Source organism: Chelatococcus sambhunathii, from assembly GCF_001418005.1.
Taxonomy (GTDB): domain Bacteria; phylum Pseudomonadota; class Alphaproteobacteria; order Rhizobiales; family Beijerinckiaceae; genus Chelatococcus_A; species Chelatococcus_A sambhunathii.
The window spans coordinates 643366-665099 of sequence record NZ_LIOL01000002.1 but is presented as its reverse complement, the minus strand read 5'-3'; the positions used below and the strand labels follow the sequence as shown (position 1 = coordinate 665099).

Annotated in this window: 18 protein-coding genes and 1 tRNA gene; 8 read left to right on the top strand and 11 right to left on the bottom strand. The window is 67.4% G+C overall.

Annotation, left to right across the window (positions count from 1 at the left end):
* Positions 1-273: IS5 family transposase (locus tag ASC46_RS06600; RefSeq protein WP_055458454.1), on the bottom strand; the 273-nt coding region annotated here is incomplete at its 3' end.
* A gap of 264 nt (positions 274-537) precedes the next feature.
* A complete protein-coding gene (locus ASC46_RS06595; protein WP_055458453.1) occupies positions 538-1710 on the bottom strand; it encodes an isovaleryl-CoA dehydrogenase in 1173 nt (390 codons plus the stop codon).
* Between the two features lie 181 nt (positions 1711-1891).
* Between ASC46_RS06595 and ASC46_RS06590 the strand changes: the two genes are divergently transcribed.
* Positions 1892-3268, top strand: a complete 1377-nt coding sequence (locus ASC46_RS06590) for a lipopolysaccharide biosynthesis protein (protein WP_141659663.1) — start codon at positions 1892-1894, stop codon at positions 3266-3268.
* Between the two features lie 43 nt (positions 3269-3311).
* A complete protein-coding gene (locus ASC46_RS06585; protein ID WP_157672319.1) occupies positions 3312-4493 on the top strand; it encodes a GNAT family N-acetyltransferase in 1182 nt (393 codons plus the stop codon).
* Between the two features lie 52 nt (positions 4494-4545).
* Here the strand turns inward: ASC46_RS06585 and ASC46_RS06580 are convergent, their stop codons facing one another.
* The 5 genes from ASC46_RS06580 to lipB all read right to left on the bottom strand — a co-directional run bounded on the left by ASC46_RS06580 (position 4546) and on the right by lipB (position 9995).
* Positions 4546-5316: a glycoside hydrolase family 25 protein gene (locus tag ASC46_RS06580; RefSeq protein ID WP_055458450.1), complete on the bottom strand. Its 771-nt coding sequence runs from the start codon at positions 5314-5316 to the stop codon at positions 4546-4548.
* A gap of 48 nt (positions 5317-5364) precedes the next feature.
* The gene (gene mgtE, locus ASC46_RS06575; protein ID WP_055458449.1) at positions 5365-6768 is read right to left on the bottom strand and encodes a magnesium transporter; all 1404 of its coding nucleotides are present in this window, start codon (positions 6766-6768) and stop codon (positions 5365-5367) included.
* A 132-nt stretch (positions 6769-6900) separates the two neighbouring features.
* Positions 6901-7395 carry a CAP domain-containing protein gene (locus ASC46_RS06570; protein WP_157672318.1) on the bottom strand — a complete coding sequence of 165 codons (495 nt, stop codon included), beginning with the start codon at positions 7393-7395 and terminating at the stop codon, positions 6901-6903.
* A gap of 175 nt (positions 7396-7570) precedes the next feature.
* Positions 7571-9178, bottom strand: a complete 1608-nt coding sequence (locus ASC46_RS06565) for a carboxyl transferase domain-containing protein (RefSeq protein ID WP_055458447.1) — start codon at positions 9176-9178, stop codon at positions 7571-7573.
* 139 nt (positions 9179-9317) lie between these two features.
* Entirely contained in the window at positions 9318-9995 is a 678-nt protein-coding gene (gene lipB / locus ASC46_RS06560; RefSeq protein ID WP_096335333.1) for a lipoyl(octanoyl) transferase LipB, read from the bottom strand.
* A 319-nt stretch (positions 9996-10314) separates the two neighbouring features.
* On the opposite strand from lipB, the gene ASC46_RS06555 reads away from it, so the two are divergent.
* The 6 genes from ASC46_RS06555 (at position 10315) to ade (ending at position 15551) form a co-directional block, all read left to right on the top strand.
* Positions 10315-10399 (top strand) — tRNA-Leu (locus ASC46_RS06555).
* Between the two features lie 232 nt (positions 10400-10631).
* Complete coding sequence (locus ASC46_RS06550) at positions 10632-11390, top strand: SDR family oxidoreductase (RefSeq protein WP_055458445.1); 759 nt, start codon at positions 10632-10634, stop codon at positions 11388-11390.
* A 95-nt stretch (positions 11391-11485) separates the two neighbouring features.
* On the top strand, positions 11486-11836 hold the full coding sequence (locus ASC46_RS06545) for a RidA family protein (RefSeq protein WP_055458444.1): 351 nt from the start codon (positions 11486-11488) through the stop codon (positions 11834-11836).
* Positions 11837-11951: 115 nt separating this feature from the next.
* Entirely contained in the window at positions 11952-12845 is an 894-nt protein-coding gene (locus tag ASC46_RS06540; RefSeq protein ID WP_055458443.1) for a protein-L-isoaspartate O-methyltransferase family protein, read from the top strand.
* A gap of 228 nt (positions 12846-13073) precedes the next feature.
* Positions 13074-13700, top strand: a complete 627-nt coding sequence (locus ASC46_RS06535; protein WP_063186135.1) for a PRC-barrel domain-containing protein — start codon at positions 13074-13076, stop codon at positions 13698-13700.
* Positions 13701-13847: 147 nt separating this feature from the next.
* Positions 13848-15551 (top strand): adenine deaminase, encoded by a 1704-nt coding sequence (ade, locus tag ASC46_RS06530; protein WP_096335332.1) that lies wholly within the window; start codon positions 13848-13850, stop codon positions 15549-15551.
* Between the two features lie 53 nt (positions 15552-15604).
* Here ade and ASC46_RS06525 read toward each other — a convergent pair whose 3' ends face one another.
* Genes ASC46_RS06525 through ASC46_RS06510 form a run of 4 tightly spaced genes read right to left on the bottom strand, consistent with a single transcriptional unit; the run spans position 15605 to position 21651 of the window.
* Positions 15605-16765, bottom strand: coding sequence for an ABC transporter permease (locus ASC46_RS06525; protein ID WP_055458517.1), 1161 nt, complete (start codon positions 16763-16765; stop codon positions 15605-15607).
* A gap of 19 nt (positions 16766-16784) precedes the next feature.
* The gene (locus tag ASC46_RS06520; protein ID WP_055458441.1) at positions 16785-17801 is read right to left on the bottom strand and encodes an ABC transporter permease; all 1017 of its coding nucleotides are present in this window, start codon (positions 17799-17801) and stop codon (positions 16785-16787) included.
* A complete protein-coding gene (locus ASC46_RS06515) occupies positions 17798-19762 on the bottom strand; it encodes an ABC transporter substrate-binding protein (RefSeq protein ID WP_055458440.1) in 1965 nt (654 codons plus the stop codon). Before ASC46_RS06515 ends, ASC46_RS06520 begins: the two co-directional genes overlap by 4 nt.
* Entirely contained in the window at positions 19759-21651 is a 1893-nt protein-coding gene (locus tag ASC46_RS06510; RefSeq protein WP_082464724.1) for an ABC transporter ATP-binding protein, read from the bottom strand. Before ASC46_RS06510 ends, ASC46_RS06515 begins: the two co-directional genes overlap by 4 nt.
* Positions 21652-21734 lie beyond the last annotated feature (83 nt).

Genomic DNA, 21734 nt, shown 5'->3' with positions numbered 1-21734 from the left:
GATCATCTGCACGTCACCATCGTAAGCCCTTGTGATCGCGTCCATGAGCCGATCCCAGACGCCCGCCTTCCGCCATCGGTTGAAGCGGTTGTAGATCGTGGTCGGCGGCCCGTAGCGCGCCGGCATGTCCGCCCACGGCGCGCCCGAGCGCAGGCACCAGAAGATGCCATTGAGCACCCGCCGGTCATCCACGCGAGGCACGCCCCGCGGCTTGTTGGGAAGGTGAGGCCGGATCGCCTCCCATTCGAAATCCGTCAGATCGTAGCGGCCCATCGCAAAGCTCCCGAAAAGGAGCTTGAATCACAATCGCCACCGTCAGGGAACCCAGAGCCGTTTATGGGTTTACGGCCTAGTTCGAAAGCGCTCGTGGTCCACTCTGCAAGGTTATGGCTGGGCTCGTCCCGGCCATCCACGTCTTTGACGTTGTTCTTTTCTTAAAAGCGTGAATGCCCGTGACAAGCGCGGGCATGACACGGGGAGCCGTCGCACGTCATGGCCGATTGCAGCGCCGCGGTTATGATTCGCGCCCGCCGGCGGTTACTTCGTCTTCTCGAACAGCTCGCGGCCGATGAGCATGCGGCGGATCTCGCTGGTGCCAGCGCCGATCTCGTAGAGCTTGGCGTCGCGCAGCAGGCGGCCCGTCGCGTAGTCGTTGATGTAGCCGTTGCCGCCGAGAAGCTGGATGGCATCGAGGGCGCATTGCGTCGCCTTCTCGGCGGCATAGAGAATGGCGCCGGCCGCGTCCTCGCGCGTCGTCTCGCCCCTGTCGCATGCCCTGGCCACGGCATAGACGTAGGCCTTGCAGGCGTTCATCGTCACGTACATGTCGGCAAGCTTGCCCTGAACGAGCTGAAACGAGCCGATCGGCTGACCGAACTGCTTGCGCTCGTGGACATAGGGCATGACGACGTCGAGGCAGGCCTGCATGATGCCGAGCGGCCCGGCCGCCAGCACCACGCGCTCGTAGTCGAGGCCGGACATGAGCACGTTGACGCCCTTGCCGACCGTGCCGAGCACGTTTTCCTCCGGCACCTCGCAATCCTCGAACACGAGCTCGCAGGTGTCGGAGCCGCGCATGCCGAGCTTGTCGAGCTTCTGGGCAGTGGAGAAGCCTTTCATGCCCTTCTCGACGAGGAAGGCTGTGATGCCGCGCGGCCCGGCCTCGGGGTCCGTCTTGGCATAGACGACGAGCGTCTCTGCGACGGGCCCATTGGTGATCCACATCTTGTTGCCGTTGAGGACGTAGCGGTCGCCGCGCTTTTCCGCTCGCGTCTTCATCGAGACGACGTCGGAGCCGGCGCCGGGCTCGGACATCGCCAGCGCGCCGACATGCTCGCCCGAGATGAGCTTGGGCAGGTAGCGACGCTTCTGCTCGGCCGTGCCGTTGCGGCGGATCTGGTTGACGCAGAGGTTGGAATGGGCGCCGTAGCTGAGGCCGACGGAGGCAGAGGCGCGCGAGACTTCCTCCATGGCCACGCAATGTTCCAGATAACCGAGGCCGGCGCCGCCGAATTCCTCCTCCACGGTGATGCCGTGCAGGCCGAGCGCGCCCATCTCGGGCCACAGGTCGCGCGGGAAGGTGTTGGTGCGGTCGATCTCCTCGGCGCGCGGGGCGATCTTGTCCTGCGCGAAGGCGTGTACCGTCTCGCGGATGGCGTCGGCCGTCTCGCCGAGGTCGAAGTTGAAGTCCTGCGGACGGTTGCTGAGCATGGCGGCTTCCTCCTCTCGTCTTAAATCCCTTATACGCGTTTGGGAGGAACCCTGTCAGCGCATGCTGCCGTGCGTCGATGCCAAGCCGGTGCCTCGGCCCCGCGCACACCCATTAGCCCGTCGTTAAGCGAGAGCGGCTAGCCTCGAGGTCATCCTTGTGCCGAAAGCCCCCGGAGCGCCCTTGCAACCGTCCCCGCAGCATCTCGAGCCGAAGGCTCCCGCGGGATGGCGCCGCGCGGCGCAAAGGCTGGCCTCGCGTCAGGTGCTGTCGGCGGCGACCACGCTCGCCATTCGCGTCGCCTCGGCGGGGATCGGGTACGTGGTGCAATTCGCGCTGGCACGGGCCCTCGGCGCGTCCGAATACGGCATCTTCGCCTTGGCGTGGCTTTGGGTGACGATCGGCGGTTTCGCCGGCTGCTTCGGCTTCAGTCAGACGGTGGTGCGCTTCCTGCCGCGCTACCGGCAGAAGGGCGACATGGCCCTGCACGACGCCTTCCTCACCGTCGGGCGGCGGGTCGTCGCCCTCGTCTCCGGCGTTCTCGCCCTTGTCGGCGCCGCCGTGACGTTTCTTGCCGGCGGCTGGGCCGGCGGGGTTGCGCCCTTCCTCATCGCCGCCGCCTGCGTGCCCGTCTTCGCCTATGCCGACCTGCTCGAGGGCACGGCACGCTCGCGCGGCTGGCTCGGCCTCGCCTTCATCCCGCCCTACATCCTGCGGCAGCTTCTCGTGCTCGGCCTGGTCGCTGGCGTCCATGGCCTCGGCTGGCCGGGCACGGCCGTTACGGCGATGGCGGCCACCTTCGTCGCCCTCGTCATCGCGGCTGCCGTCCAGCACGTCCTTCTCATGCGCCGTCTGCCTCGGGCGGATGGGCCGAAGAAGAACCTGCGCCGTGTGCTGCCGCTATGGCTGCGTTCGGGCGGCCTCCTCTTTCTCGCTGACGGCGCGCGGCTTCTGCGCACCTATGGCGACACCATCGTGCTCGGCGCTTTTCTGCCGCCGGCGGCCGTCGGCATCTATTTTGCCGCGACCCGTGTCGCTTCGGTGCTGGGCTTCGTCGAATATTCGGTCAGTGCCGCAATGGGCTATCGCTTCGCCACCATGGCAGCGAGCGGCGACCGGCATGCGCTCGCGCGCCGCGCGGTCCATGCGGCCATCGTCACGCTGGTGCCGGTGCTCGTCGGCGGCCTCGTGCTGTGGCTCATCGGCGGTTTCGTCCTCGGCCTTTTCGGCGCGGCCTTCGTCGCCGGCACGGCGGTGCTGCCGCTGCTCATCGCCGCGCAGGTGCTCCGCGCCGCGGTCGGGCCGGCCGACGACCTGCTCAACGTGCTCGGGCGCGAGCGCTGGACCTTCGTCGGCCAGCTCGCCGGGCTCGTCGTCAATGTCGCGACGGGGCTCGCCCTGGTGCCGATCCTCGGCATCGTGGGGGCGGGGCTCGCCTCCCTTGCCGCCATGGCGGCGACGACGGCGATCCTCGGCATCGGTGCGTGGCTCCTCCTTGGCGGTCACCTGCGCGCGGCGACGGCCTCGGGCGATGGCGTCGGAACGAGAGGCCAATCGTGATCGGGGAGCAGATCTCAAGAGCATACCAGGTTCGGGGGGAACGATGAGGATCGCAATTCACGGGAGCGTGCATCCACCCAATGCCACCTATCGCTGCGTCATGACCACGGTGGCGGACCTGCTGCCGCATCGCGAGGCCTGGGAGCGGCTGGCGAAGTCGGCGATCGAGCCCAATCCGTTCTACGAGCCGGACGCCTTGCTGGCGGCCGCCCGCCATCTCGAGGGGGGCACGCTCTGGGTCGTCGCCATCTGGCGCGACGGGAGGGAAGGGGGCGAACTCGCCGGGCTGTTCCCGTTGCAGTTCGGCGCGCTCAGGCAGGGCGTCCTCTGGCCGTTGCCGAGCCTCTACGTCAACCATATGTTCTCCGCCACCAGCGCGCCCCTGATCTGCGAAAGCGATCCGGAAGGCGTGTGGGAGGCTTTCCTCGGCGATCTCGGCAACCTCTGCCGGGGCGGCGCGGTCCTCAAGTGCCCCCGCCTGCCGCGTGGGCGCGGCGTGTCGATCGCACTTGAGAACGTCATGGCCAGGCAGGGCCTCAGTCACGCATGGCTGTACGGATACGCGCGGCCGGCCGTCGAGAGCGACCTTTCCTACGATGCCTATGTTGCTCGCTACTCGTCCAAGAGACGGCGCAACCTGCGCCGCGCCGAGCAGCTTCTCGCATCCCACGGCGATGTGACCTTCCACAGTGTTCCGGGGCCGGGCCCCGAGGCGGCGCGCGCCTATGCGGATTTCCTCGCCCTCGAGGTGGCCGGCTGGAAGGGAGCCGCGGGCACCGCCCTTGCCAAGAGCGAAGCCACTCAAGGGTTCGGCGAGCGCCTGTTCGGGCCGCAGCGCGTCGCCGATGGCGTCGCCTTCGATGTTCTGGCCATCGCCGGCCGGGCCGTGGCGATCAACGTCAATCTGGTGCGTAGCGGCGTCGTCTATGCCGCCAAGAGCGCCTATGACGAGAGCTTCTCGCAGGCGAGCCCGGGCACGCTGCTCGATCTTCACCTCCTGCGCCGCACGCTGGACGAGAAGGCTTATACGCGGCTCGATTCCTGCGCCCAGCCCAACCATCCGCTCGCAGCCTACTGGCTGGAGGAGCAGGAGGTTGGCGCTGTATTCCTCGCTACGACGGCGAGCACGCCTCGCTGGTATTTCGACATGATGCTTCTCACCGTGCGCCAGACACGGCGTCTGCGCGAGCAGGCGAGGGAGCTGATCGAGCGCTTCTGGCAGTAGGCGACGGAAGACGGGCCGGTGCCCCGGCCCGCGAGCGCCCGCCGGCCGGTCCTCAGAGCTCGCCCTTCTTGAACTTCTCCCACATGTCGGCCGTGCCGTAGAAGGCGTTGCGATCGACGTCGCCCGTCACGCCCGGCACGCGGCCCGTGGTGGTGAACTGCCAGAAGCTCCAGCGCCGATTGTTGTAGCGTTCCTCCGGCTCGGCGGCGACGGAGCGCAGCCAGAAGTGATAGCCGGGCAGCTCGTTCTCCAGCACCTCCTGGTGGAAGGTGATGTCGGTGTAGATGATGGGCCGCTTGCCGGTATGCGCCTCGAGCTCGGCCAGCATCAGCCGGATCTTTTCGAGCGCGACCTCGCGCGGCACCTTCTGCGGGCAGGTCTTGGAATGGCCGTTCCACTCGACGTCGAGGACGGGCGGCAGCGCGTCCGGGTCGTTCGGTATGTGCTGGCGGAACCACTGCGCCTGCTCGTGTGCCGGACGGCACCAGTAGACGAAGTGATAGGCGCCGCGCGGGATACCGGCCGCACGCGCTCCCGCCCAGTTCTTGTAGAAGCTCGGGTCGATGTGGTCGCCACCCTCGGTCGCCTTGATGAAGACGAACTGCGTGCCGGCGCGCCGCACGGCCGCCCAGTCGATATCGCCCTGCCAGCGGGAGACGTCGATCCCCTGGATCGGGTAGCGATGCGCCTTGGCGACGCCTGGATGCGGCTTGCGGTCACCCTTGTCGGGATAGAACGTGTCGATCGAGGAGCAGGCGACGAGGGCGAGGGCGACGAGGGAGGTGACGGCGAGACGGCGGAGCATCGGGCGGCGGGCGCTCATTGGAAGGGACATGCCGCGACGATTCGTTTCAATAGATTGACGAACCCTTTACGAAAGCCCGAACCACAGGGTGGCGATCCCCAAAAAGGCGAAGAACCCGATCACGTCCGTCGTCGTCGTCACGAAGGGGCCTGACGATACGGCGGGGTCGACCCCGAGCCGATTCAGGGTCAGCGGGATGAGGATGCCGCCCAGCGCCGCCACCGACAAGACGGTGAGGATGGCGAGGCCGATGACGAAGCCGAGGTCGCGGATGCCGAACCACACCACGGCCACCGTGCCGAGGATGATGGCAAAGCCCACGCCGTTGCAGATGCCGACCGCGACCTCGCGGCGGATGATGCGCCAGGTGTTGGAGCGGCGCAGCTCTTGTGTGGCAAGCGCGCGCACCGTCACCGTCATCGTCTGGGTGCCGGCATTGCCGCCGATGGAGGCGACGATCGGCATCAGGACGGCAAGCACAACCATCTGCTGGATCGAGCCCTCGAACAGGTGGATGACGTTGGCGGCCACGATGGCCGTGACGAGATTGGCAAAGAGCCAGGGAAAACGGCTGCGCACCGTGTACCAGATGGTGTCCGACAGCTCCTCGTCGCCCTTGACGCCGCCGAGTGCCTTCAAATCCTCGTCCGCCTCCTCCTCGATGACGTCGACGATGTCATCGACCATCATCACACCGACGAGGCGCTTGGCCTCGTCGACGACGGCGCAGGAGACGAGGTTGTAGCGCTGGAACAGCCGTGCCGCCTTCTCCTGGTCGTCGGTCGCCTCGATGAGATGCTGGTCCTCGTTCATGATGTCGCTGATCTTCACCGGGCGCTTGGTGCGCAGGAGACGGTCGAGCGGCACCGTGCCGATCAGCTGGTAGGCGGGGTCGACGACGAAGATTTCATAGAAGGTGTCGGGCAGGTCCTCGGTCTCGCGCATGTAGTCGATGGTCTGCCCCACCGTCCAGAAGGGCGGCACGGCGATGAATTCCGTCTGCATGCGCCGCCCGGCCGAATCCTCCGGATAGTCCAGCGAGCGCTGCAGCGCCACGCGCTCGGGCGGCGGCAACTGCTCGAGAACCTCGGCCTTGTCGGCCTCGTCGAGATCCTCGAGGATGTAGACGGCATCATCGACGTCGAGCTCGCGCACCCCCTCGGCGATATTGGCGTTGGGGATGCTCTCGAGCAGTTCTTCGCGGATCGCGTCGTCGACTTCGGTGAGGGCTGCGAAGTCGAAATCGCTGCCGAGCAGCGCGACGAGCCGCGGGCGGTCGTCATAGTCGAGCGCCTCGATGAGGGCGCCCAGATCGGCCTCGTGGAGCGGGGCGGCGAGGCGGCGCAGATTCTCGGCATTGCCGTCGGCAATGGCCTCGGAGACGCTCGCCAGGAAGGTCGGATTGACGTTGCCTTCCTCGTCCCGGAACGCGAGCGCCTCGGGCGCCGTCTCGTGCTCGACGTTCACCATGCTGATCCGCCCGCTGTGTGAGGTTCGACGCCCTTCTAGGTGCCGTCCTTGCGGAAGACAACCGCCCACGCGCGGCTTTGTTGCACGATGCCGACGCTGTGGCCCGATCGCCTCAGGGGCGAAGACGAAGTCTCACAGGCCGAGCTGCGGCCCGCGCGGCGCCGTGCCGCCGACGACGAGCACCCAATAGTCGCGCCCGCCCGCCCGGGCGTGGGCAAAGCCGATGTGGGAGGCGGGGTTCTGTAGCATGTTGCGGCGGTGCTCCGCCGAACGGCGCCAGTCGTCCATCACCTCGTCGAGCGAGCGCTGCCCCATCGCGATGTTCTCCGCCCCGTGCGTAAAGCGTTGCCCGGTGCCGTTCATGCGGCTCCAGAACGAGCCGGCGGCATCATGCGAGAGCACGTCCTTCTCTGCCATGGCGCGGGCCTGCTGCCGCGCCGCCGCATTGAGCGTCTCGTCGGGCATCACCGGCCCCAGGCCACTTGCGGCCCGGAAGCGCGAAACGGCCCCGGCCGCGGCCGGGGCAGCTTCGGAAGAGATCAAATCGACACTCTGGCGCCTGGCGCCCGCCAGAGTGCAGGCACCGAGCGCCAGGGCGAGCGAAACGAGGAGGACAGGGGTTTTCATGAAGGTTTTCGGCAGGTGGGACAGCGCCTTGTCCGCCCCGCTCCCGGCGGAAATATGGCGCGAGACGCCCATGATGCCGCGGCCGCGGCCGTTTTCCGTTCAAATAGGGCCGGAAAACTCCGGCTCTTCCGGCGCTGCTGCTTGCCCGTCTGGCTGCGGGACGTTTCGCTGGTCCTCACATGCGGAAGACGCCGAAGCGCGTTTCCTCCACCGGGGCATTGAGGCAGGCCGAGAAGGCGAGACCCAAGACGCGGCGTGTCTCGGAAGGCAGGATGATACCGTCATCCCACAGGCGGGCGGTGGCGTAGTAGGGGCTGCCTTCCTCCTCGTAGCGTTCGCGGACGGGCGCCTTGAAGGCCTCCTCGTCCTCGGCGCTCCACGATTTGCCCTCGGCCTCGATGTTGTCGCGCCGGACGGTGGCGAGCACGCTCGCCGCCTGCTCGCCGCCCATCACCGAGATGCGGCTGTTGGGCCAGGTGAAGAGGAAGCGCGGCGAATAGGCCCGCCCGCACATGCCGTAGTTGCCGGCGCCGAAGGAGCCGCCGACGAGCACCGTGATCTTCGGCACGCGGGCGCAGGCCACCGCCGTGACGAGCTTCGCCCCATCCTTGGCAATGCCGCCGGCCTCGTACTGGCGTCCCACCATGAAGCCGGAGATGTTCTGCAGGAAGAGGAGCGGAATGCGCCGCTGACAGCACAATTCGATGAAATGGGCGCCCTTGAGCGCCGATTCGGAAAAGAGAATGCCGTTGTTGGCGATGATGCCGACGGGAATGCCCCAGATACGGGCGAAGCCGGTTACCAGCGTCGTGCCGTAGAGGCGTTTGAATTCGTCGAACTCGGAACCGTCGACGAGCCGGGCGATGACCTCGCGGATGTCATACTGCTTCTTGAGGTCGGTGGGCACGAGACCCTCGAGCTCGGCCGGGTCGTAGACGGGCTCGGCCGGCGTCGTCAGGGCGATGTCGCTCCTCTTCACCGTATTGAGGTTGGCGACGATGCGGCGGGCGAGCGCCAGGGCATGCACGTCGTCCAACGCATAGTGGTCGGCGACGCCGGACTGGCGGGCGTGCACGTCGGCCCCGCCGAGCTCCTCGGCCGAGACGACCTCGCCGGTCGCAGCCTTCACCAGCGGCGGGCCGCCGAGGAAGATGGTGCCCTGCCGGCGCACAATGATGGTCTCGTCGGACATGGCGGGCACATAGGCGCCGCCGGCCGTGCACGAGCCCATGACGACGGCGATCTGCGGGATGCCAAGCGAGGACAGCGTCGCCTGATTGTAGAAGATGCGGCCGAAATGCTCCCGGTCGGGGAATACCTCGGTTTGGTGCGGAAGGTTGGCGCCGCCTGAGTCGACCAGGTAGATGCAGGGCAGTCTGTTCTCGCGCGCAATCTCCTGCGCGCGCAGGTGCTTCTTCACCGTCATCGGATAGTAGGTTCCGCCCTTGATGGTCGAATCGTTGCAGACGATCATGACCTCGCGGCCCTCGACCCGGCCGATGCCGGCGATCAGTCCGGCCCCGTGGATGGCATCGCCATACATGCCGAAGGCCGCGAGCGGCGCGATTTCAAGGAAGGGCGAACCGGCATCGATGAGACGCATGACGCGCTCGCGCGGCAGGAGCTTGCCGCGCGCCAGATGCCGCTCGCGTGCCTTCGCCGGCCCGCCGGCCGCTACGGCGGCTCGCCGGGCGTCGAGTTCCGCCCGGAGCTCGGCCCAGGCAGCGGCATTGGCGCGAAAATCGGCGGATGTCGAATCGATCGCGCTCTCGATGGCCGGCACGCGTCCCTCCCCAACAGCTATTCGCCCGCGTTGCGGGCCGTTGCGCGGACTATGGCGCTGTGCCCGCCATCCGGCAACGTGCGCCGATACCAAGGCGCATTTGGAGAGGGTGTTTCCGGGATTGACGGGCGGGCCGGCTTCAGGCCGGAACGGGAATGGCCGGTCCGAAGATGTCTTCGAAGCTCGCCCTGAGCGCGGCATCCACCTCCGGCATGGTGACGGGAATGCCGAGATCGACGAGGCTCGTGACGCCGTGCTGGCGCACGCCGCAGGGCACGATGCCGGAGAAATGCGAAAGGTCCGGCTCGACGTTGAGGCTGATGCCGTGAAAGGTGACCCAGCGGCGCACGCGGATGCCGATGGCGGCGATCTTGTCCTCGACGGCCGGCCCCCTCTCAGGGCGACGCACCCAGACGCCGACACGGTCCTCGCGCCGCTCGCCGCGCACGTTGAAGCCGTCGAGCGTGGCGATCAGCCAGGCCTCCAGGGCCGCGACGAAGGCCCGAAGATCGGGCGTGCGCCGCGAGAGGTCGAGCATGACATAGGCGACGCGCTGGCCGGGCCCGTGATAGGTGAACTGGCCGCCGCGGCCGGAGCGGAAGACGGGGAAACGCCACGGCTCGACGAGATCGGCGTCGTTGGCCGAGGTCCCAGCGGTATAGAGCGGCGGATGCTCCAGGAGCCAGACGCATTCGGGTGCTTCGCCTGCCGCGATCGCCGCGACGCGGGTCTCCATGGCCGCCACGGCCTCCTCGTAGCCGACACGGCCGTCGCTGATGCGCCACTCCACGGGCGGCGCGCCCGCCTGCGGCAGCATCAGTCCGCCCAACTCGTCTCTCGCCTTCAGCAACGAAGTCGTCCCCATCCCGTGGCAAGCCGACGCGACCGCGCGGCTCCGCCGCAGAAAGTGGGGCGGGATTTGGCGTTCGACAAGTTCGAAAGTGGCGGCACCGCCCCGTAACCCCGACGGAGTGCCCGAAGAGCCAGGGAAACGACGGAGCAGGCGTCGGCCGGGACGGGGCCTCTGCGGTGCTGCGAGGCGTTTTGCACAGGCCGCAATGGGGTACTTGTGGAGCCGACACCGATCTGTTACATCCCAGCCCGCTTCCGGAGACGGGCGTCTCCATGAAGCGGTTGCGGTCGTGGCGGAACTGGTAGACGCGCTACCTTGAGGTGGTAGTTCCGAGAGGAGTGGAGGTTCGAGTCCTCTCGACCGCACCATGATTTCGAGCCGGTGGCTCCAAAACGGCGATCCCCTGCGGGATCGCCGTTTTGCTTTGTGACTCGGCATGTCCATGCCAGTTCGAGGCAGCCTCGTAGCATTCCCTCTCCACATTGCCGGCATGCCGCCCGTCGGCTTCCACATTGCCGCAGGCACGGGCTAGTCTTTCCCCATTAAACCGGTTCAGATCGGACCAGCGCCGCGGGGCGGCCGGGGACAGGGAGACGTCGCATGGCATCGAAGGGCAAGGTGGCACTCATCACGGGGGCGGGCTCCGGCGTCGGGCGGGGGGTGGCGCTCGCCTTCCTGAAGGACGGCTACAGCGTCGTCCTCGCCGGCCGCCGCAAGGAGGCGCTGGAAGAGACGATCCGCCTCGCGGGCGCCCCCGCCGAGCAGGCGCTGGCCGTTTCGACGGATGTGACCGATCCGGCGTCCGTCAAGGCTCTCTTCGCCGCCTGCAAGGAGCGTTTCGGGCGGCTCGATGTGCTGTTCAACAATGCCGGCGTCTCGGCGCCCGGCCTGCCGCTCGAGGATCTCACCTTCGAGCAGTGGAAGGCGGTGGTGGATACGAATCTCACCGGGCCTTTCCTGTGCACGCAGGAGGCCTTCAGGATCATGAAGGATCAGAACCCGCGTGGCGGACGTATCATCAACAACGGTTCCATCTCGGCCTATGCGCCGCGACCCAATTCCGCGCCCTATACGGCGACGAAGCACGCGATCTCCGGTCTCACGCGCTCGACCTCGCTCGACGGGCGCAAATACGACATCGCCTGCGGGCAGATCGACATCGGCAATGCGGCGACCGACATGGCCGCCAAGATGGCCGAAGGCGTGCCACAGGCGGACGGCTCCATCAGGAAGGAGCCGCTGATGGACGTGGCCCACGTGGCCAATGCGGTGCTGCACATGGCGAGCCTGCCGCTCGAGGCCAATGTCCTCTTCATGACCGTGATGGCGACGAAGATGCCTTTCGTCGGCCGCGGCTGAGGCGGCACGGGCCCGTTGTACCCACCGGGGGCTTCCCGCGGCGGGCGGGGCAGGGTAAGCGGAGGCGTCCGTTTGTCTGACCCTCAGGAGTGAACATGTCTTCGATCGAACGCATCGGCGTCGGCCCACGCATGAGCGAGGCGGTGGCCTACGGTAATCTCGTCTTTCTCTCGGGTGAGGTCGCCGACGACACCTCGCAGGACACGGCCGGCCAGACCCGCCAGATCCTCGCCCAGATCGACGAGACGCTGAAGAAGGCTGGTACCGACAAGACCAAGATCCTCAAGGCCAACATCTGGCTGGCCGACATGGCCGATTTCGCCAAGATGAACGAGGTGTGGGACGCCTGGGTGCCGCAGGGCAATACGCCGGCCCGCGCCACCGTTGAGGCCAAGCTCGCGACGCCGGCCTACAGGGTCGAGATCATGGTGGTCGCGGCGCGCTGAGCCCGGGCAGCGGCTGAGAGCGAAAGGCGCGGCATCCGGGTGCCGCGCCTTTTCTTCGTGGCGGATCGCCCTTGCCACGGCGGGCAGCTTCATCAGACTGTCAGAATGTCGGGCTATGAGCAGCGCCTCGCCCGGCCCCTCATGGCAGAAGATGCCGCAACCGACCGGAGGCAAGGTGCAGGCCGACGTCGTCCGTCTGAGGCACCGCTACGCCCGGCAGGTCACGATGCGCCTCGTCGTGAGTGACCCGCGGCTTCGCGACGCCTTCGCGGCGGTTCCTCGCGAGCGTTTCCTGGGGCCTGGCCCCTGGCGCCTCGTGACGCCGTTCGGCAGCGAGATGACGCCTGATTCCGATCTGCGGCACGTTTATTCCGACATCGCGATCGAGTGCCAGCCGGTGCGCGGAAGGGATGATGGCGAACCCTCGCGGCACGCCCTTGGCATTGCAGCGCTCGGCCTTCGCGCTGGCCAGACGGTCGCCCACATGGGCTGCGGCACCGGCTATTACAGCGCCGTCATGGCGGAACTCGTGGGCGGAACGGGTCGTGTGGATGCTCATGAGGGCGATCGCGTGCTTGCCGAGCGGGCAAGATCTGCTCTCGCGCCGTGGCCGCAGGCGAGCGTGACGGAAAAGCCATCCGGGCCGTTGCGTGTCTGTGACGCGGTCTATTGCGAGGCGGCCCGAACCGGCCCCGACGAGGCGTGGCTTGCGGCGGTGAAGGACGGTGGGCGGATCGTCTTTCCGCTGACCGATGCCTTCGGGCGCGGCGCGCTCGTCTGCCTGTCGCGACGGGGCGATGTCTTCGCCGTCGCGCCGCTTGCCCGCGTCACCGTCGCGCCACCGGCCTTGCCGGTCAGTGCCGGCGTCGATGGGAGGCTCGCCGAGGCTTCGGCAGCCGGCAGGCTCATGTCCGTCCGGGCTCTGCACCGGGGGGTGCCGTCCGGCTCCGATCCGGCGGTCGTTCTGGGAGACGGCTGGTGGCTGTCTTCGCGCCCGCTTGATCTCTAGCGCAGCCGCCCGGCGCCATACCGACAACTTTTCGTCGATCCGCCGGAACCAACGGCGCCGTTCGGATGTTGATCTGGCGAACGTGGATAGCGAGGCGTGAACATGCATCCACGGTTCGAAAACGGAAAGCACGCGAACCAGGCCGACCTGAGCGCGTACGCCCATGGCGGCGTTGCGTGCAGGGACCGTGCGTCCTGACGATGGTCGGCAGAAAAGAGGATCTCCGTCATGCGAACCAAGTTCGGTATCACTGTTGCTACCGCAGCCCTGCTACTGGCCGTGCCGGCGGTCGCGCAGACCACGGCTCCGGCGACGCCCGAGCCGACTCCACCGGTAACTCAGCCGCAAGCGCCTGGCGCTGCGCCTGAGAGCGCGCCGAGCACGGCGCCGAACATGCAGGGCGGCACGGAAATGAAGGCGCCGGATACATCGGCCGCAGCCCCCGCCATTGGCGCCCCAGCCGGCTTTGTGACTGCCCAGGGCGAGGCCCAGTGGATGGTCTCGAACCTGATGGGCAAGTCGGTGGTCGGCACGGACGACAAGACGATCGGTGAGATCAACGACGTCGTGCTCGATCAGGAAGGCAAGGCCGACGCGGCCGTGATCGGTGTCGGCGGCTTCCTCGGCATTGGCCAGAAGAATGTCGCCATCCCGTTCTCGGAACTGCAGGTGTCGAAGAACGCCGAAGGCGAGGTCGAGAAGATCATGCTGTCGGCCACCCGTGAGCAGCTTGAGCAGGCTCCGGCCTTCAAGACCCTCGCGGACATTCGCTCCGAGCAGGACCGCATGAGCACGGGCTCGACCCGCCCAGCCGATCCGACCGCTCCGCCGGCCACGACGGCGCCCAAGCAGTGAGCGCCGCGTAGCTGAGGGCGCGTGCGGCCGCACGCGTCGGACAAGGCGGCCCGCATATGCGGGCCGCCTTTTTGCGTCCGGCGGGCGTTGCGCCGGTCGGGAGCGCGTCTAGGATGGTCAGAACGGTTGCGGCGAGCGGGGGGAGCGATGTTGCGGGCTGGCTTGAGCGAGCGGGTGACGCAGGGCAGGGGCGCCACGGCGGCGGATGTCGTGGTGCGCGACGTCAGGATGCTCGATCTCGTGACGGGTGATCTCGTCCCGACGGATATCGCGCTCTGCGGCGATACGATCGTCGGGACCTACGATCGTTACGACGGACGCGAGATCATCGAGGGCGGCGGGCGTATTGCCGTTCCCGGCTTCATCGACACCCACTGCCACGTGGAATCCTCGCTCGTGATGCCGCAGGAGTTCGAGCGTTGCGTGCTGCCGCACGGGGTGACGACCGCGATCTGCGATCCGCACGAGATGGCGAACGTGCTCGGTGCCCCGGCCTTCGATTTCTTCCTCGCCTCGGCCGAGCGTATGGCGATGGACCTCTTCGTGCAACTGTCGAGTTGCGTGCCGGCGACGGCACTGGAGACGTCGGGGGCGCGGCTCGACGCCGACGACCTCGTGCCCTACTGGGCCCATCCGAAGGTGATCGGGCTCGCCGAGTTCATGAACTTTCCCGGCGTCCTCGCCCTCGATCCGGCTTGCACGGCCAAGCTGCAGGCCTTCGCCAACGGCCATATCGACGGCCATGCGCCCCTGCTCAGCGCCAAGGATCTCAACGGCTATTGCGCCGCGGGCATCCGCACCGAGCACGAGGCGACGAGCGCGGAAGAGGCACTCGAGAAGATCCGCAAGGGCATGACCGTGCTCATCCGCGAGGGCTCGGTGTCGAAGGACCTGCATGCGCTCGCTCCGCTGCTCACCCTTGCAACGTCGCCGTTTCTCGCCTTCTGCACTGACGACCGCAATCCGCTGGACATCGCGGAGGAGGGGCATATCGACTTCCTCATCCGCAGCGCGATCGCCCTCGGTGTGCCGCCGCTCGCCGCCTATCGCTCCGCCTCGCTGACGGCGGCGGCCGCGTTCGGACTCGTCGACCGTGGCATGATCGCGCCCGGCAGACGGGCGGACATCGTCCTTCTCGACCATCTCGAGGAATGCCGCGTGTCGGACGTCATCGTCGGTGGGCGGCGCGTGCGGCCGGAGCTATTTGCGGAACGTGAGCCGGTGGCGCCGATCGGCCTTGCCAGCATGAAGGCGCGCGAGGTCGCCTCTGCGGACTTCTCCATCGCCGGCACAGCGGGCGAGCGTTCGGTCATCGGCGTCGTCCCCGGCAAGATCATCACGGAGCGGCTGAGCCGGACCATGTCCGAGCGCGACGGCGCCTTGGTTGCCGATCCGTCCGCGGACATCGCCAAGGTCGCGGTCGTCGCCCGCCACGGTCGCAACGACAACATCGGCCTCGGCTTCGTCTCGGGCTTCGGCATGCAGCGCGGGGCCATCGCCTCATCGGTCGGCCACGACAGCCACAACATCTGCGTCGTCGGCGTCGACGACGCCGACATGGCGCTCGCCGTCAACCGGCTCGGCGCCATCCGCGGCGGTTTCGTCGTCGTCGAGGGCGGGGCGGTGCGCGCGGAACTGCCCTTGCCGGTTGCCGGCCTGATGAGCGACCGGCCGTACGAGGAGGTGCATGCCGGCCTCGGTCCCCTGCGCGCAGCGGCCAAGGCGCTCGGCGTGACGCTGCCGGAGCCGTTCCTGCAGGTCGCCTTCCTGCCCCTGCCGGTGATCCCGCATCTCAAGATCAGCGACTTCGGCCTGGTGGACGTGGATAGGATGGAACTGGTGCGGCCGTAGGCAATCGGCTGTCCGTCGAAGCGACTGCCTGATGCCGACCGCCGACTGCCGCCTTAATGATATGGATCGGCCGCGTCGCGCAGCCCGTCGCCCATGAAGTTGAAGGCGAGGACGACGATGATGACGGGGGCGATCGGCCACAGCAGCCATGGGTAGAGGTTCACCGCCGCGAGGTTCTGGGCCTCGTTGAGCAGCACGCCCCAGCTCGTGATCGGTGGCCTGAGGCCGAGGCCGAGGAAGGACAGGGCCGTCTCGCCCAGGATCATCGAGGGGATCGATAGCGTCGCCGAGGCGATGAGGTGGCTCATGAAGTTGGGGATGAGGTGGCGTCCGATGATGCGGGCCCGCGACGCCCCCATGAGCTCCGCCGCCTTGACAAAATCCTCCTCGCGCAGGGCGAGCAGCTTCGAGCGCACCGCGCGGGCAAGGCCCGGCCAGTCGAGCAGGCCGAGGATGATGGTGATGCCGAAGAAGACGAGCAGCGGGCTCCAGTTCGGCGGCAGGGCGGCCGACAGCGCGAGCCACAGGGGCAGCTCCGGCAGCGTGCGCAGGATCTCGATGAGGCGCTGGATGGCGTTATCCACCCAGCCGCCCAGATAGCCGGCGATGCCGCCGAAGAACAGGCCGAGCGCGAACGACACCGCGATGCCGACGATGCCGATGGTGAGCGAGATGCGCGCCCCGTAGACGATGCGCGAGAACACGTCGCGTCCCAGCCTGTCGGTGCCGAGCAGGAAGAAGGTGCCGTCCTCCGGCGGACAGACGAGATGAAAGCGCGCATCGAACAGCCCCCAGAAGCGGTAGGGCTCGCCGGAGCAGAAGAAGCGCAGCCGCTGCGGGCGGCTCGTGTCGATGTCGTAGTCGCGGGTGAAGGTCTCGAGGTTGAACCTGAAGCTGTAGGGATAGACGAAGGGGCCGACGAGCGAGCCCTCGTGAAAGAGATGCACCCGCTGCGGCGGCGCATAGAGGAAGTCGCCGTTGCGCTGCGCCTGCCCGTAGGGCGCGATCACCTCGACGAAGGGAATGGCCGCATAGAGGGCGATGAGGACGAAGGCCGAGATGACGGCCAGCCTGTGCCGGCGGAACTTCCACCAGATGAGGGTCAGCGAGGAGGCGCGGAAGAAGCGCTCATCCTCGCGGCCACCGGGCTCACTTGCGCCGGGATCGAAGGGTGCGTCGTCGACGAAATGCGCACTGCGGCGGCGGGAGGGCATTTCGCTCACATTCGTCATCTCAGCGCTGTCCGAGGCGGATGCGCGGATCGAGCCACGCGAGCAGGAGGTCGGAGATCAGCATGCCCACGACGGTGAGCACCGCGACGAACATGAGGATGAAGCCGGCGAGGAACTGGTCCTGCGACTTGAGGGCCGCCAGCAGGATCGGGCCGACGGTCGGCAGGCTGAGCACCAGCGACACCAGCACCGAGCCGGAGACAAGGTTGGGCAGGAGGTTGCCGATGTCGGCGATGAAGGGGTTGAGGGCCATGCGGAAGGGATATTTCAGCAGCGCCCGCGTCTGCGGCAGGCCCTTGGCCGTGGCGGTGACGTAATATTGCTTCGACAATTCGTCGAGGAGGTTGGCGCGCATGCGCCGGATCATCGCCGCCGTGCCGGACAGGCCGATGACGATGGTCGGCACGATGAGGTGCTGCAGCAGCGAGCCTACCTTTGCGAGGCTCCACGGCTCGTTGGCGTAGTGGGCGTCGAACAGGCCGCCGATGGAAATGCCGAACCAGCGGTTCATGTAGTAGAGCAGCACGAGCGCCAGCAGGAAGTTCGGCGTGGCAAGGCCGATATAGCCGACGAAGGTGGCGAGATAGTCGCCGAAGGAATATTGCCGCGTCGCCGAATAAATGGCGATGGGGATGGCCACCACATGCACGAAGATGACGGTGGTGAAATTGACGAGCAGCGTCAGCCAGAGCGCATCGCCGACGACCTGGTTGACTGGCCGATCATACTCGAAGGACCAGCCCCAGTCGCCTTGCAGCAGGCCGGAGAAGCCGTTGGGGCCCGGCCAGACGCCAATCCAGACGAGGTATTGCTCGAAGACGGGCCTGTCGAGGCCGTATTGCCTGATCAGGAACTCAGCCTTGGCCATGGCCGCCGCCTCGCCCTGGGCGCGCAGCTCGGCGATCTGGTTGGTCAGGAAGTCACCCGGCGGCAGCTTGATGATGAGGAAGACGAGGAGGCTGATGACGAGCAGGGTCAGCACCATCGTGACCAGCCGGCGGGCGATGAAGCCGATCATTGTGCGGACGCCACGCGCCGGTCGGCGCGGTCCCAGAATATCTCGTCGACACGGTAGATGCCCACGAGCGAGGTCGGCTCCCAGCTGTAGAGCGCCTTGTCCGGAAAGTTGGCGAGGCCGTTGCGCAGCACGATGGGCTGGATCGCGCCCGCCACCGTGCCGATCGTCCACTGGTTCTCCGCGTGCAGCGCGAGCATCTCGCGCCAGATGCGGGCCTGCTCGGCAGAATCGGTCGTGTGCAGCCACGCCTTGTAGAGGGCGAGCAGCTCCTTCGGCTCGTCCATGTCGCAGGCTTCGCCGACCTTGCCGTGCGTCTCCACATATTGGCCCCACTTGGGCCAGGACAGGTGATACTGGCTGATGGGGGCCAGTTCTCCCGGTGGCATCGCAGGGGTGGGAATGGCGTTGTCGAGGCCCGGAGCGGCGGTCATTACCGGCAGGCCGGAATAGGCGCGGTTGCGCAGCACGGTCCGGTCCTGCGGCTTGATGAAGAGCTTGACCCCGATCTCGCGCCAGAACTCGCCGATGAGCTGCAGGGTGTCGACGAGCATGGTCATGTCGCCCTCGACCTCGACGACGATCTCGAGCAGGCGCCCGTCCGGCAGGAGGCGCAGGCCCGAGCCGTCGCGCTGGTCGAGGCCGATCTCATCGAGCAGGCGGTTGGCCTCGTCCGGGTCGTAAGTGCCGTAGAGCTTGCGGAACGATTCCTCGAACAGGCGCGAGCCTTCGCGTACGGTGTTGTTGCCCTCCATGCCGAGCCCGAAGAACAGGGCATTGTTGACGGTGCGCCGGTCGATGCCGAGCGAGAGCGCGCGGCGGAAGCGCACGTCGCGGTTGAGGTCCCGCCAGACCGGATCGGTCGCATTGAGGTTGGGGTAGAGCACCACTTCCGAGCCGCGGGCGATGGGCCACAGCAGTGTGCGATAGCCCTTGGCCTTCTCCCCCTGCTTGAGCACCGGAATGTCGGCCATGGTCAGGCCCCGTGCGAGCACGTCGACCTCGCCGGCATTGGCCTTGGCGGCGAGTAGCCCGCTTGAGGCGATGTCGACATAGACCCTGTCGATGTAGGGCAACTGCTGCCCGGCCGCGTCGATGCGGTGGTAATAGGGGTTGCGCGAGAAGACGAAGCGGCTCGTCGGTCCCGCGTTGTCGACCTTCCACGGGTCGAGGGTGGGCAACTCGGGGTCGGAGAAGTCCGACATGGAATCGACGCGGTTGTGCAGCGCGGCCCAGGACTTGAGCTTCTGCCGAGAAGCCGCCTGCGCCAAGGTCTCCGGGTCGGTATAGCGCGCGTGGAAGCGCTTCAGGTAATGGGCCGGCCGGTAGATATGCGGGTCGAGCGGCTTGGCGAGGGTCGGCAGGAAGCGGGGATTGGGCTTCGACCATGTGTAGCGCACGGTGGTCTCGTCCAGCACCTCGAAGGTCGGCTGCTCGTCGTCGACGAGCATGAAATCGGGCGGGCCCGCCGGCATCAGGTAGCGGTTCAGCGCCACATCCTCCCACCAGTAGCGGAAATCCTCGGCGGTGAAAGGGTGCCCATCGGACCAGCGGTGCCCCTTGCGCAGGTGGAGGGTGAAGCGACGCCCGTCCTCCACCTCGTAGGAGGCGAGGATGTCCGGCACGAGATTGAGATGTTCATCATAGCCGACGAGCCGGGCATAGGCGATGACCGAAAGATAGCGGATGTCGCGCGCCTTGGCGGCGAGCGTCGTGATGGCGCCGCCCGGCCGGCCCGTGACGCGACCGCGCGCCTCGAGGTCGACCACGAGCGGCTCCAGCGGCACCCGTTCCGCAACGGGAGGCATTTGGCCATTGTCCACCGCCTCTTCGAAGAACGGCGTTTCCTTCAAAGCCGGGGCCGATTGGCCCGCGCCCGCGCCGGCGGCAATCATGGCGAGGCATAAGGCGAGGCCTGCCATCGTGCGACACAGGGGGGCGGACATGAGCCCGAGCGCCGTCATGCCGCAATCCTCGCGCCGGCGTCGGTCACGCGCACGAGGTGGCCGGGCTCGACCTCCACCATCTCGCCGGGGCCGTCCGCCGTCAGCCGGTAGGGCTCCGGCCACTCGGAGGGATGCGAGAACCGGTCGCCGCGCAGCTTGGCAAAATCGAGCGGATGGTTCAGGTCCGGGCTCGGCACGGCGGCCAAGAGCGCCTGCGTGTAGGGATGCAGCGGACGCCTGAAGAGCGATTGCTTCGGCGCCTGCTCCACGATGCGGCCGCGGCACATCACGGCGATGTCGTCGGCGATGTAGTCGACGACCGCGAGATTGTGCGAGACGAAGAGATAGGACAGGCCGAGTGCTGCCTGCAGGTCCTTGAGCAGGTTAAGGATCTGCGCCTGCACCGAGACATCGAGCGCCGACACCGGCTCGTCGCACAGCAGCACCCGTGGCGACAGCGCAAGCGCGCGCGCGATGCCGAGGCGCTGGCGCTGTCCGCCCGAGAAGGAATGCGGATAGCGGCGCAGGTGCTGCTTCTCGAGGCCGACGAGCGAGATCAGCATCTTCGCCTTGGCGAAATGCTCCTGCGGCGAGCCGATGCCGTGGATGACGAGCGGCTCCGTCAGGATTTCGTAGACCGTCATGCGCGGGTTGAGCGACGAGAACGGGTCCTGGAAAACGAACTGCACGGCGCGGCGATAGGCGAAGAGATCGTCGCCCGCGAGCGCATGCACGTCGCGCGGGCCATTGCCGTCGTCGAAGAAGACATGTCCCTCGTCGGGTGCGATGGCGCGCATGATCATCTTCGACAGGGTGGTCTTGCCGCAGCCGGATTCGCCGACGAGGCCGAGCGTCGTGCCAGGCGTCAGCGTGAGGCTGACGTGATTGACGGCGTGGACCTTGCGCGTGGCGCCCGAGAACCAGCCGCTGCGCAGGGTGAAGGTCTTCGACACCTCGTCAACGGCGAGCACCGGCCCGCGCGGCGCCGGGCGCTCGATGCGGGGGGCGGAGGCGATGATGTCGCCGCTCGCCACCTCGCGCAGCGGCGTCAGCCGCTCGCCGGGAGCCATGTCGAAGCGCGGCACCGCCCGCATGAGCGCCTTGAGATAGGGGTGCTGCGGGTTGCGGAAGAGTTCGTCGCGCGGGCCGGATTCGACGATGCGGCCGCGATACATCACGACCACCTCGTCGGCGACATTGGCGACGACGCCGAGATCATGGGTGATCATCAGCACCGCCATGCCGGTCTCGGCCTGCAATTCCCGGATGAGATCGAGGATCTGCGCCTGCGTCGTCACGTCGAGCGCCGTCGTCGGCTCGTCGGCGATGAGGAGCGCAGGCTTGCAGATGAGCGCCATAGCGATCATCGCCCGCTGGCGCATGCCGCCCGACAGCTCGAACGGATAGGTGACGAAGGTGCGCTTCGGGTCGGGAAAGCCGACGCGGGTGAAGACCTGCTCGGCCTCGGCACGAGCCTCTTGCACCGTGACGTTGCGGTGCAGCAGCAGCGCCTCGCTCACCTGGTCCCCTACGGTATGCAGGGGAGACAGGGACGTCATCGGCTCCTGGAAGATCATGGCGATGCGCCCGCCGCGCAGGTCGCGCATCGTGTCGCCCCGAGGATCGAGCTGCGCGATATCGACGGGGGCGCCGCGCTGCGCTTCGCCGAAGAGGATGCTGCCCGTTGCGATGCGCCCCTTCCTGGGCAGGATGCGCATGATCGCCTGGGCCGTCACCGACTTGCCGGAGCCGGATTCACCAACGAGGGCGACGGTGCTGCCGGCCGGGATGTCGAAGGAGATGCCGTCGAGCGCGCGAAAGCGTCCGCCGCCGTCACCCGCGAAATCCACGGCGAGATCGCGGACACTGAGCAGTATGCGGTTCCCGTGCTCCCGTCCCGGCGTCACGCAGCTCCTCCCGATGCCCCCTCCCAGCATGGGAGGTTTCAACACTAAAGCGCCACGCGCAAAAGTGAAAACGTCTTTCTTGC